Source organism: Emergencia sp., assembly GCF_048465375.1.
In the GTDB taxonomy this organism is placed as follows: Bacteria; Bacillota; Clostridia; order Peptostreptococcales; family Anaerovoracaceae; genus Senimuribacter.
In genome coordinates this window covers 254,628-266,646 of the sequence record NZ_DBFWLQ010000002.1, presented here as the reverse complement: position 1 = coordinate 266,646, position 12,019 = coordinate 254,628, and the positions used below count along the sequence as shown (strand labels likewise).

General features: G+C 46.8%; 10 protein-coding genes. 1 reads left to right on the top strand and 9 read right to left on the bottom strand.

Annotated elements, in window-relative coordinates:
• Window positions 1-270: 270 nt before the first annotated feature.
• Together ACMQ5W_RS01745 and ACMQ5W_RS01740 are read right to left on the bottom strand one after the other, a co-directional pair.
• The gene (locus tag ACMQ5W_RS01745) at window positions 271-1,878 is read right to left on the bottom strand and encodes an amidohydrolase (RefSeq protein WP_419022875.1); all 1,608 of its coding nucleotides are present in this window, start codon (window positions 1,876-1,878) and stop codon (window positions 271-273) included.
• 1 nt (window position 1,879) lies between these two features.
• Window positions 1,880-3,268 carry an alanine/glycine:cation symporter family protein gene (locus ACMQ5W_RS01740; protein ID WP_419022873.1) on the bottom strand — a complete coding sequence of 463 codons (1,389 nt, stop codon included), beginning with the start codon at window positions 3,266-3,268 and terminating at the stop codon, window positions 1,880-1,882.
• A 219-nt stretch (window positions 3,269-3,487) separates the two neighbouring features.
• Here ACMQ5W_RS01740 and ACMQ5W_RS01735 point away from each other — a divergent pair, with 219 nt between their 5' ends.
• On the top strand, window positions 3,488-4,894 hold the full coding sequence (locus ACMQ5W_RS01735; protein WP_419022871.1) for a sigma-54 interaction domain-containing protein: 1,407 nt from the start codon (window positions 3,488-3,490) through the stop codon (window positions 4,892-4,894).
• A 29-nt stretch (window positions 4,895-4,923) separates the two neighbouring features.
• Here ACMQ5W_RS01735 and ACMQ5W_RS01730 read toward each other — a convergent pair whose 3' ends face one another.
• From ACMQ5W_RS01730 to ACMQ5W_RS01700, 7 genes are all read right to left on the bottom strand, one after another.
• Window positions 4,924-6,177, bottom strand: coding sequence for an ATP-binding protein (locus ACMQ5W_RS01730; protein ID WP_419022869.1), 1,254 nt, complete (start codon window positions 6,175-6,177; stop codon window positions 4,924-4,926).
• A gap of 356 nt (window positions 6,178-6,533) precedes the next feature.
• Window positions 6,534-7,505: a hypothetical protein gene (locus ACMQ5W_RS01725; protein ID WP_419022867.1), complete on the bottom strand. Its 972-nt coding sequence runs from the start codon at window positions 7,503-7,505 to the stop codon at window positions 6,534-6,536.
• Between the two features lie 120 nt (window positions 7,506-7,625).
• A complete protein-coding gene (locus ACMQ5W_RS01720; protein ID WP_419022866.1) occupies window positions 7,626-8,921 on the bottom strand; it encodes a hypothetical protein in 1,296 nt (431 codons plus the stop codon).
• A 114-nt stretch (window positions 8,922-9,035) separates the two neighbouring features.
• Complete coding sequence (locus ACMQ5W_RS01715; protein ID WP_419022864.1) at window positions 9,036-9,347, bottom strand: type II toxin-antitoxin system RelE/ParE family toxin; 312 nt, start codon at window positions 9,345-9,347, stop codon at window positions 9,036-9,038.
• Between the two features lie 5 nt (window positions 9,348-9,352).
• On the bottom strand, window positions 9,353-9,619 hold the full coding sequence (locus ACMQ5W_RS01710) for a type II toxin-antitoxin system Phd/YefM family antitoxin (RefSeq protein ID WP_419022862.1): 267 nt from the start codon (window positions 9,617-9,619) through the stop codon (window positions 9,353-9,355).
• 136 nt (window positions 9,620-9,755) lie between these two features.
• Window positions 9,756-10,862 carry a DUF917 domain-containing protein gene (locus ACMQ5W_RS01705; protein ID WP_419022861.1) on the bottom strand — a complete coding sequence of 369 codons (1,107 nt, stop codon included), beginning with the start codon at window positions 10,860-10,862 and terminating at the stop codon, window positions 9,756-9,758.
• A gap of 14 nt (window positions 10,863-10,876) precedes the next feature.
• Window positions 10,877-12,004, bottom strand: a complete 1,128-nt coding sequence (locus ACMQ5W_RS01700) for a DUF917 domain-containing protein (protein ID WP_419022859.1) — start codon at window positions 12,002-12,004, stop codon at window positions 10,877-10,879.
• Window positions 12,005-12,019 lie beyond the last annotated feature (15 nt).

Sequence of the window (12,019 nt, the reverse complement as noted above, 5' to 3'; positions counted from 1 at the left end):
CAGCTATAAATTGCAAAAATAGAAAAAAACATTTGATCCAGCAATTGCAAGCATTTGCGACGATTTTTGTCGTTCAGCCTAGCGGATTGTACTCAGGAAACGTTCAAATCTCAACGTCTGCAGCGTTTTTTCCAAAACGCCCAAAAACCGCGAAATTGGCAAAAACGCTGCCCATTCCGCGGTGATGTCCTCCGCTTGTTCCAGTCATCTAACCTGAACAAGTTTTAATAACTCTAGTCCAGCAAGCCATTTTTCATGACCATGCACCTTCTATTCCTTCTGATAGCGCAGTTCTCCGTCCATGTAGGTTTCCGCAACCTGTACCAGGTGAATCTCCTGTTCCGGCACGGAGAAGATATCTCGGTCCAGCACGATGAAGTCCGCGCGATAGTCTTTTTTCAGCATGCCGATGTCGGCAAAACCCATGACATAAGCGCCTTCTCTGGTGTACAGCTTCAGCGCCGTTTCCAGATCCACCGCATTTTCTCTGCCGCAGTCCGTACCATCCCCGGCTTTTCTCGTCACTGCCGTCTCCACGCAGAGGAAAGGATTGGTCGCATCGGCAAGCGGCGTTGCCGGCGCATCGGTGGAAAAGGCAAGGCGAATGCCGCGGCGCAGAATCTCCCGAAAGGGAAAAGTGCTCTGCAGCCACTGGATTCCCAGATTCTCCAAATACCGTTCGATTTCCGCATAGAGGAAAACCGGCTGAGTGACAAAGGCGATATCGGCGGCGGCGGACTTTGCCAGTGCGTTTTCCGTCGGCATGGAAGCGTGTTCGATTCTGGCGTGAGGCAGTCTGTCATCCAGCCAGTCTTCTTCCTCTGCGATGAGGTTCACCGCCATATCGATGCTGTTCTGCCCCATGGCGTGAATAGAAAGCTGTGCTTTGTTCTCCTTGCAGAAGGCTATGGCAGAAGTGATATCCTCTTCCGTACAGGTAGAAACGCCGTATTCTGCACCGCTGCCAGCAAGATAAGGCTGATTCACCCAGGCCGTCCGTCCTGAGATGCCGCCGTCTGCGATGATTTTGATGCCGCAGACTCTGGTCGGGATTTCCCCCGATAAACGCTGCTGCACAAAGTGGAATTCCGGTTTGTGGCGGAACTGATCCCACATGTAGAATACGCCCACTCTCTGCGCAAATCCCTTTTTCCTGGCGTTCTCATAGATGTCAAAGTAATCGCGGTCATCCATATTTCCCATATCGGCAATGGCAGTAATCCCTTCTGACAGTAAATGCTCTGACAGATTCGTCAGATTTTCTATGATATCCGCTTCCTCCTCCGCAGGCATATACTGTGCCAGAAGGTCCCTTGCGTTTTCCTCAAGGACGCCCGTCGGAACCCCTCTGTCATCCCTGACGATTCTTCCCCCCTCCGGGCAGACCGTGTTCTCATCAATGCCGCCCAGCGCTAACGCCTTACTGTTGACGCAGCGGATGTGACCGCAGGACCGGATGATGCAGACCGGCACGTCGCTGGCTCCTGCATCCAGATCATAACGGGTCGGTGTCCTGCCCTCCTGCAGCTTGCCTTCATCGTAGCCCCAGCCGAGAATCCATCGGTCCGGACCCTGCTCCTGCCTGACTTTTCTGACCGCCTGCGTCAATTCTTCAATAGAATGAATATAGGGTGGCAGACAGACGATCTGTTTCAGATTGGCAGCCACCATGATAGGGTGCATGTGGCTGTCGATGAGCCCTGGCAGCACAGTCCTGCCCTGCAGGTCGATCACATCTTCCCCCGCCAAATCAAGGGCTTCTCCCTTGCCAATCCAGACGATTTTCCCATCTTGCAGCGCCATAGAATCCGCATAAAGGCCCTCGTCGTCTGCAGTAAAGATCTTGCCGTTTGTGTAAACGCTGTCATACTGTTTCATGTTACCGCTCCTTCCTTTTCATTTCTTTCAGATAATATTTCGGATCGCTGAAAAATTCCTTTTTCAGTTCCACCACCTGCCCGCTCATGACGATCAAAGCGATGAGATGCGGGAAGAGTGCAATTCCCAGAATCAAATCTAGGAATGCGAAAATCGTGGACAGATTGAGAATCGAACCGAGAAAGATAGAGCAGACAAAGAGCAGTTTTCCGAACTTGGCGATTTTGGTACCGAAGAAAAACTCACACTGTCTTTCGCCGTAGTACACCTGTACAATCATCGTGGAGATGACGAAAAACAGCATCGCCACCGAGATGACTACAGCGCCCGCATCCTGGCCGAATACACTCTGAAACGCCAGCGTCGGCATGGTGCCCGCCTGTTCTGCCGGAACAGAGGTCCAAACGCCGCTGCAGAGCACCGTCAATCCAGACATGGTGCAGATGATGAGACCGGAAATGGTCACTTCAAACACGCCCCAAAAACCCTGTCTGACCGGATGGTCTGTCGTTGCGGCAGCATGACCCATGGCTGCTGAACCCATCCCCAGATCCGTGGAATACGCCCCTCTGGCAAAACCCCAGCGAATTGCTGCTGAAACACCAGCACCTGCAAAGCCGCCCATAGCCGCATGGCCGGTGAACGCTCCTTTAAAAATGCTGACCAAGACACCTGGCAGCGCACTTCCGTTGACGCAGATGACAATCAGGGCACCAATCAGATAAATGATGACCATGAAAGGCACCATTTTGTCGGTGACGTTGGCAATTCTCTTGATTCCTCCGAAGGTGATGATACCGATTACCACAGTCAGCACTGCACCGGTGATTACCGCCCCAATTCCCAGCATCTCCGCCGATTGTACGGCAGAAACCGACTGGGCAGAGATGGTAAAAGGCAGAAAGAGCATCATGGTAAAGGACATGCCCCAGGCCATAATCTTGCCCGCCTTTTTGTTCGGAAAGCCTTTTGACATATAATACATCGGTCCGCTGACGTATACGCCGTCTTCGTTAATCTCTCTGTACTTGATTCCAAGAACGATTTCCGCAAATTTGATAATCATGCCCATCAGTGAGCAGATCCACATCCAGAACAAACCGCCCGGTCCGCCGAAGGCGATGGCGATGGGAACTCCCACGATATTGGAAGCGCCGACAGTGCATGCCAATGCAGTGGCAACCGCCTGAAATGGGGAAACAGTTCCCTCACCTTCTCCCTTTTTAAAAATGCTGCCAAAGGTCTGCTTCATAATGTATGGAAAATGACGAATTTGCATGAAGCCGAGACGGAAAGTATAGACCAGGCCGCAGATGACGATTAAAACCAGCAAAGGATAAGCCCAGATCCAGCTGCCGATATCGGCTACCGTAGTTAATAGATGACTCATAAAAACCTCCTTCTTAAAAAATATGCGATTGTTTATTTGCTCATAGAAAAAGCAAAATCCGTGCCATCCATATTTGGGGAAGTTTCAACCGTTCCAGCCGGCGGGGACGGACAAAAATTTTGCCTAGGAAAAATATTTTGCGGCTGATTAGTAAAAAATTTTGCAAACTCTGACCACTCGTAGTATACTGAGCACAAGAAAGTCTTTAGGAGGTGCCCCATGAACATCTTTGATGAACAGTTCTGTGAATATATTGAATCCCTGATTTTAAAGGAAGTCTTTTCCGATGGCGTACTCATCGCTGACACCAAGGGCATCATCAGATATATGAACACCTATAATAAAGAAATCTTTTTCTTCAATCATCGGGAGGCTGTCGGCAAGCACATCCTCCAGCTTTACCCTGACGTAGATCCGGAAAACAGCACGCTGCTGAATGCTTTGAAAGGAATTCCGACCCTGGGCAGACAGACTACGCAGACCGCCTTCAACGGTCAGACCTGTATCTTTTATGAGCACACCATACCGCTGAAGGTCGCAGGGAAAATCATCGGCGCTGTCAGTTCGGCAAAATTCGCTGCGTCTTACCGGCGGGAACTATCCATAAAACCGCCGGAGCTGAACCAGCCAAAACAATTCTACGAAATCTCTGACATCATAGGCAGCTCTTTGATCGTCCAGCATCTGAAAGAACAACTGCGCTCCGTGTCGAAAACCAGTTCTTCCGTCCTGCTCTGCGGCGAAACCGGCACGGGCAAAGAGCTTGCCGCCCAATCCATTCACTCTGCAAGCAAACGGCGCGAGAAATATTTCATCTCTCAAAACTGCTCTGCGATTCCGCTGAACTTGCTGGAGGGGCTTTTGTTCGGTACGACAAAGGGAAGTTTTACTGGCGCTGAGGACAAGGCCGGCATCTTTGAGATTGCCGATGGCGGCACCATTTTTCTGGATGAAGTCAACTCCATGGATATGAACATGCAGACAAAGATTCTCAAGGTCATCGAGGAAAAAAAGGTCACGCGCCTGGGTTCAAATAAAGCGATTCCCGTCGATGTGAGGATCATCTCCGCCATGAACGAAGACCCTCTTACCTGTATTGAGCAGAACCGATTCCGCGCCGATCTCTACTACCGTCTTTTGACGGTGCAGATCAAAATGCCCACGCTAAAAGAGCGACTGGAAGACCTGCCGCTGCTGATTCAGTATTATATCGATTATTACAATAAGGAGATGGGAAAGTCCATTAAAGGCGTGTCAAGCCAGGTGCTGGAAGCATTAACTGCCTATGACTGGCCGGGCAACGTGCGAGAACTGCGCAATGTGATTGAAAGCGCTTTTAACTTTGCAGGCGATGAGTATATCGACTATGAACATCTGCCCGCTTCTCTCAGTACCAAAAGAGGACAGATTCTGATCAACAGAGAGAGAAAGGATTTTAGTTTCCCTGTCGTATGCAAGGGGCGCACTCTGACTGAGTCTGTAGAAGCCTACGAGAAAAACTGTATTGAAAATGAAATCCAGATGACCAATTCTCTCAGTGAACTGGCGTCAAACCTGGGTATATCGAGGCAGAGTCTCAGCTATAAATTGAAGAAGTATCAAATCAAGCTGCCATGGGCTACTTGATGATATCACTGTAATCTCGCCTGTGGTAGTTAAATCAGCCATACCGGCACGCGCCAATTCTTTTTGTCAATGGGGAGGAGATCCTCCGCCATGCAGATGACGCAGCCTGTTCCGATATCAATCTTCAGTTCCTCCATCTCTCCAAACTTTTCCGGTTCTGCGACAGGCGCGATAGCGGAAAAGTTTTTGATCGCCGTCTTCCCAGGTGAGCCCGCCTTCTTTACCTCGATGGGATTAATGGTTCCATTTTGAAAAATCAACAGATCGATTTCCTTCTTGTCTTTATCCCGGTAATAGAAAATCGGCGGTTCCTTCCCACTGTTCAGGTAGCTTTTGTAAATCTCCGAAAACACGTAGCTTTCGAAGAAGGCCCCCGCCATGGCGCCGCGCTCCAAGCTCTCCGGATTTCCCCACTTCAAAAGATGCGCCGCAAGGCCGGTATCCAAAAAATGCATCAGCGGCATTTTTACCACCCTTTTCAGGGCGTTATTCCAATAAGGCTGTACCAAGGCAACGATATGGGAAGAAATCAAAATGGACATCCATTTTTTTGCCGTGGGCGCAGAAATGCCTGCCACATTGGCCAAATCCTCATAGACCAGAGGCTTTGACGTATGGGCTGCAGCTGCGATCATGAAGTTATAGAACTGCATCTCGTCTCCGACCTGTGTTAAATCTCTGATGTCTCTCTGCAAATAGGTGTCCACATAAGAGCGATAAAAGGTGTCGATATCTGCGCTGTCCTCATGATATAAGGCAGGCATGGAGCCGCGAAAAATTCTCTCATAGATGTCGTTGAGTCCGCGCCTTTTCACCGCGGAAAGACGCGTCATCAGTCTTTGGGGATCCGCAGTGAAGGGCTGGCTGGCAAACCCGTAAATCTCCGCGTCGGACAAACCCAACAGTCTGATGATTCCTACGCGCCCAGCCAGACTCTCACTGACTCCTTTCATCATGACAAAGACCTGTGAGCCGGTAATCCAATAATCCCCCTTGTTCCCGGACTGGTCTACAGCCATTTTGATATATGGGAACAGCTCTGGTGCGTACTGAATCTCGTCGATAAATACGGGCGGCGTATATCGCTGCATAAACAATGCCGGATCTTTTTTCGCCAGGTAGCGGGCGTCCGGATCGTCCAAAGTCACATATTTGCGCTCAGGACCTGCCAGATGCTTGAGCAGGGTCGTTTTCCCAACCTGCCGGGGTCCTGTTAAAAGAAGTACCGGAAAGGTACTCGACGTTCTGAGAACCGTCTCCTCCATCGCTCGGTTGATATACATAAAACCGCCTCCCTCTTTTGATCTATTCTGTGCGTTATGATTGCAAAATATTCGTCAATTTAAAAATATATATTTATTATAGTCGGATTTTCTCTCATTGTCAACTTAGGATTGCCATCCTCTCCGGCAAAAGACTCATGTATCACAATTCTCGCCAGCTGCTTCAGCTGTGACAGGTATTTGCGGAACCAGGCCTCCTATCCTTTTTCATTTAATAAAATACCGTTAAAACTAGGCGTCCTCCTGTTCTAACGGTATTTTTAACTTCTTATTTGTTCATGCATCTGCCGTGCGCCAGCGTTGGAGAAAATGTCTCAAGATCATACCCCTTTATACATTCTGGAATGTCAATAAGCTTATTCTCCTCCTTCACTCGTGAGAATTCCAACTTCAAATGAACTCTTATATTTCAACATGCTCTTACGAGCAATTTTCATAGCCTCTGCCGACTCCTCAGCATTTTTTATTTCAAGTTTTATTTTTTTCTTCTCTTCTTTACTTGCGACATCTGCTTTTAACTTCAGATCCACAAGTCCCTTTTCTATCTCTGTAATCTTTTGCACATACTGCTCATAGATGGTATCTGAATATTCCAGATCATGTTCATCATTTAAGAATATTTCCTTTACAGAAACCATAAGTTTAGCAGATTGCTGAATAGTAGCTTTTTTACCCAACAGTCCTACCGCACCTACCGCTCCACCGACTCCCGCACCTACGCCAAGTCCAAGTATCGCACCTCCGCCTACAATTGCAGCAGTTCCGCCTGCCATTCCTAATCCGCCAAAAGCTACTGCTCCTCCTCCCAAATAAGCAAGGCAAGCGCTTGTTAGTGCTGCACCGCTAAGTCCTGCAAATTGCGAACCGACAAGTGCTGTGGCTATGGCAGGTGCAAATGCTCCAGCTGTAACTACAACTGCTAGTGTGATGCCTGCTGTTACAGATATCGTTGTAATTACCGTCTTCAAAACTTCATTTAATTCATGCATGACCTTTTTATAGCTTTTGCGTAATCTCTTCACATATCCATTAGGAACAAATGATTCAGGGAAAATCGAATCTAAGAATTCATCGCCTTCGTTCTCTTTATAACCAACAACAGGCTTGTTTAAAATATCATACTTTTTTGAAGGGACATCATTTCCTTTTTTGTCTTTTTCCATTCCTAAAGCATAATATGGTTCAAATAACATACCCTCTAAAAGTACTAGTCTTAGCCATATCTTAGTCGGATTGTTTTCAACTATTTTTTTAATAAACTCTTCTTTAGAGTACCAATGTAACTTCGCATTTTCATCTTTCACGAAATCTGAGAATCCACTTTCCATGTAAACTCTCCACTCATTAATCCACCCTTGCTTTAGCGAAAGAATTTTATCTTGTCCAACAGGCACAAATGTACTTTCTATGTCATTCAACACTTTAAAATATTCAAGATTATAAAGTATCTATGTTTGTTCAATTGTCAAACCAAGTTTTTCAAAATCCATATTTTCAGCAATCCTTTCGTATATTTTATCGTCTATCTTCTTATAGGTGTTTTTTTCAATGACTTGGTACATTTGTCTAATCTTCACTATATCATGTACCTTCAAGAAATTGATTATTTCTGAGTCTAAGGCCACAGCAAACCTACCAACGCCAATATAATTTACCGACACCCAATATTTCTTTGTTACAATAGCCTCTGTAACATCTATTGCGGTAAATACACCCGTTGAAATAGCCAGCATTCTTGTTAATGTTGGGTTCTCATATGGTTTTACTCTTTCCCAATTAATATCAGCTAATTGGGAAAGATTTCTAATATCATTTTCTTTAAGTTCAACAGCAAATCTTCTTACAAAATAGAATGCTCTCACAATACATTCATTTGCAATTACAGGAATTACCTGCTTTCCAGTGTATATTGCAGCACCCAGTTCTCCACGCAAATCCAGTTTTAACACTGATTCTTTGATAATTTTTCCTGTCTTATCGTGTTCAGCCAATAGTGTGCCATTAAATATCTTTGATAGAAAAAGCGATAACGAATTATCTTCTATCCTTATATTTTTGAATAGTGGTAACACGGATAATTCTTTTGCCATTGATAGAATTGGACCAGGTATCCCAGTCCCTCCGGTAATCCCTGCTGTGCTGCTTGAACCCGCTATATCACTGACAAGATGAAAAAACCATGTTAATGTACCTTTCAGCAATTTACTCGAAACATCATTGCCTATAAAGGCTTTACTTTTTTCAGGCACTGGTACAACTATAAATTTACCGGTTACATCCGTTCCATAAGACGTTTTTGTAAACTGTGTAAGTAGTGAGAATACTAGTCCTACTATTGTTGGATGATGAGCAAAGTCCCTAAGATGATGTTGTAATCCGCCTCCAAAATCAAGTGTATTACCATCTGACGGAATTGGAAATTTCTTTTCTAAGAAAACCACGCATGATTTTATATCATCATCTTTGCAGCCAAGCAATTTCGCAGTTTTTTGTATCAGGTCATTTACTTTTTCATCAGCCGCATTTCTATCTGCTGCCAAATCAAAACCTTCAGTCCAGAGTATATCAAGCATTCCGCACAAGATACCTGATCCGATTGAAGCCAGATAATCCAACTTATCAGTTTGACTTGAGAGCATTTTTATTTGATTATCCAATTCAAAAATAGTTTGCTCAATATCAGTATTAACCGTTTTTTCTATACTAGTAAGAAGTACAACTTCTACATTCTCCATGGATTCCATATAACGCACCACCTTAATTTTTTCTTTTTGCAAAAGTCCGTTCGATATCTTAACCAAAGGCTTCCATTATCTGAAGAAAAGGTTTTTCTCTACACGACCTTTTTTACGATTTGTCTACTTGATGAAATCACTGTAATCTCGCCTGTGGTAAACGACGCTTGCAATTGTAACAGTTTTGCTTTTTTCATCTATCCAATACAAAACAATATAGTTCTTCACAATCAGTTTCCGGTATTCATGACGCAGCGGTCTGATGGGTGTATAAACCAGATTCGCATAAGGAAATGATGACAGGTGATCCATTGCATTTATGATTTGTAATGCCAGGGATTCTGCCGCATGGGAATTCTGTAATTTATGACTGATATACGAAGCAATCTCTATCAAATCCTGCCTGGCTGCAGATAAATATGCAATTTGATACATCGTTTCTATTCCTCGATGGCAGCCTTTATGGCGGCTAAGACTTCCTTTGATGAAAAACGTTTATCAGTGATCTCTGCCTCTTTCTCAGCTGCCTGAAGTTTGAAGTAAACATCGCTTTCAAACTGAAGGCTTTCGAAAGCTTCCATACTCAGAACTACCATATCACCATATCCGTTCTTTGTCAGGAAAACAGGTTGTGCAGTCTCATGTACAGTTTTAGAAATGTCAGCAAAATTATTTCTTAAGTCAGAAACCGGTCTTATGAAATTCATATCAATTCCTCCTCTTAGTAGAATTTAGCATAATTATGTTAAATTGTAAAGAAGACACAACAAAAACAAAACATGCGTGATCTAAGATTCACAACACAAAAACAGCCGGGAATCTCTTCCAGGCTGCCTCTTTTTATTAATATCTCACAAATTCTCCTGTATAACCGATTGCCTCTAAAATCGGTTTCCAGCATTCATATGCCTTGAAGTCTTCCAGCCACCATTTCTCGTCTACTGGAGAGATACCCAGGAAGATATTCATGCCTTCCTTTGTGTCGGCATTGGTCAGCGGCAGATAGGTATCTGTATCCATAAAACAGATGATGTCCGGCGCCGTCAGATAAACCTTGCCAGCTTCGTCTCTGACCAACATGTTTTCGTTCTTGAAGTCGATGTAGTATCTATCGCCGTTTTCATCAAGAATGACCGTCGTTCCGAAGTCGAAACCGCCCTCTGCCTTCAGGTCGATTTTCTCGATTCTGCCGCGGCAGATTTCTCTGATCTCCATCACCTTTGACAGCTCTTCCACAGGGTTCAGGCTCCGATCCGCCATCAGCTGTAAGAAGACTTTTCCGATTTTCTGCGCGTAAGTCACGCAGCCGACAGAAGAATGCTGCTTCATCTCATCTCTGGAAAGCCCCCAGGTGGAGAAACCGATCTGCTGGCCGTATGCCATGCACAATTGTCTTGCGATGACCTCCGCCGCCTTGTCGTCTGTGGCATAAGCGATAATCTGATCCCCCGTGCCGTTGCCTAGGCCGATGGGGCTAGGCGGATATCCCCGCAAGTCCGTCAGCGTCGTATTCAGCTCCGGAACCGCCCTGCCGTTGCCGTCCGTATCCACGAACTTGATACGTTTTGCCGGATCTTTGTCGGAGAGAATGGCCACCATCATAGGAACGAAGGTGTTGAATCCGCCCATTTCACCTGGATACAGATAGTTAACCGTCTTTCCTTCCGCTGCAAAACCCCTCTGGAAAGCCTTGAATGCATTGACCGCATCGGGGCCGAACTCCCCTTCCAGCATGGCTACGGGACTGCCAAGACCTGCCACCATGGCCGCATAGTCGCACGCCTCCAGTTCATCCACTTCCAGCAGCTCCAATTCGATGGTCTCACCCTGTTTTTCCAGCTTTGCAAGCATATCCAGTCCGAAGGACAGAGAACCGCCGCCGCCAGCGCCCAGGAATGTCGCGCCGTACAAAATCTCCAAAATATCCTGTTTATATAACGTTCTGCTCATTTTTCCACCTCACACTAAAGAGAAACTTCTTCATTGGCTCTGCAGTAGCCGGCGCTGACCATAACACCGTCCCAGCAGGTATAACACTCCGGCAGATCATACCATCTGTCGTCGGCTCTTGTAATGGTCAAAGCTACCTTCTGTCCTACTTTTGTTTCACTGTTGGACAGAGCGCGCACTTCTCCGTCAAGGCCCAGATCCAGCAGAGAGATGATGCTGGGAATGGTCACGATGACCTTTCCGCTAGGATCTTCAACAAAGAGGTTCTCGTTCTGGAACGTCACCTTGTATTCTTCTCCTGTGGCCTCATCTTTGATGGTCGTCACGCCAGTGTCAAAACCGCCGGCGGAGTCGATTTCGATGTCGGTAATGATGCCCGCAGGAATCACCGTCTTGAAAGGCACGCCTGCATCGGCAAAGCACTTCTCGAGGGCTGCAGCCACCGTATCCGCTGTAGAACTTGCCAAAGCCCTGCCCACTTCGATGGTCTTGGTCATCTGGCCTACTGCCGATGCCTTGAGGTGGTCTTCTTTGTTCATCATCCAGGCCGCAAAACCGATGCCCTGATCGTAAGCCTGGCACATATATCTGGCGATGTTCTCGCAGGCCTTGCTGTCCATAGGGTCCTTTGCTCTGCCTACGATCGTGTCGCCTTTTTCGCTGGCGAGAACCACCGGGCTGGTCGGAATACCGTGGACAGGCAGCAGACCTGTGTTCAATTCCGGAACCGCTCTGCCGTTGCCATCCGTATTGAGAATCGGCAGGTCGTTCTTCCATGCCGCATAGAGTGGAAGCAGTGTGTTGCCGCCCCCCTGCTCGCCAGAGTAGACGTATTTCAATGTTCTGCCGCTGAAGCTGGCTTCCTCCGCCATGCCCTTTACCGCGTTGACAGATTCGTCCTGGAAGGTTCTTCCTTTTGTTGCTACCGGCGAACCGAGCGCGGCCACCATGGTAGAAACCACCGCCGGATCGTCCTCCATGTCTTCTACATCATACATTTTCAGCGTCAGGTTCGGGTCCTCTGCCAGCATTGCCGCCAGCAGCGCCTCTCCCTCCTCCATGGAACCGCCTCCGCCTCCGCCATAGAAGCTGGAGCCATATACGATATATCTCAAATTCTCTTTATGTAAATCACGAATCATTTTCATTCTCCTTCA

Coding starts and splice junctions, on each gene's coding strand:
- ACMQ5W_RS01745 (WP_419022875.1), bottom strand. CDS start 1,878: ATGAAACAGTATGACAGCGTTTACACAAACGGCAAGATCTTTACTGCA.
- ACMQ5W_RS01740 (WP_419022873.1), bottom strand. CDS start 3,268: ATGAGTCATCTATTAACTACGGTAGCCGATATCGGCAGCTGGATCTGG.
- ACMQ5W_RS01735 (WP_419022871.1), top strand. CDS start 3,488: ATGAACATCTTTGATGAACAGTTCTGTGAATATATTGAATCCCTGATT.
- ACMQ5W_RS01730 (WP_419022869.1), bottom strand. CDS start 6,177: ATGTATATCAACCGAGCGATGGAGGAGACGGTTCTCAGAACGTCGAGT.
- ACMQ5W_RS01725 (WP_419022867.1), bottom strand. CDS start 7,505: ATGGAAAGTGGATTCTCAGATTTCGTGAAAGATGAAAATGCGAAGTTA.
- ACMQ5W_RS01720 (WP_419022866.1), bottom strand. CDS start 8,921: ATGGAATCCATGGAGAATGTAGAAGTTGTACTTCTTACTAGTATAGAA.
- ACMQ5W_RS01715 (WP_419022864.1), bottom strand. CDS start 9,347: ATGTATCAAATTGCATATTTATCTGCAGCCAGGCAGGATTTGATAGAG.
- ACMQ5W_RS01710 (WP_419022862.1), bottom strand. CDS start 9,619: ATGAATTTCATAAGACCGGTTTCTGACTTAAGAAATAATTTTGCTGAC.
- ACMQ5W_RS01705 (WP_419022861.1), bottom strand. CDS start 10,862: ATGAGCAGAACGTTATATAAACAGGATATTTTGGAGATTTTGTACGGC.
- ACMQ5W_RS01700 (WP_419022859.1), bottom strand. CDS start 12,004: ATGATTCGTGATTTACATAAAGAGAATTTGAGATATATCGTATATGGC.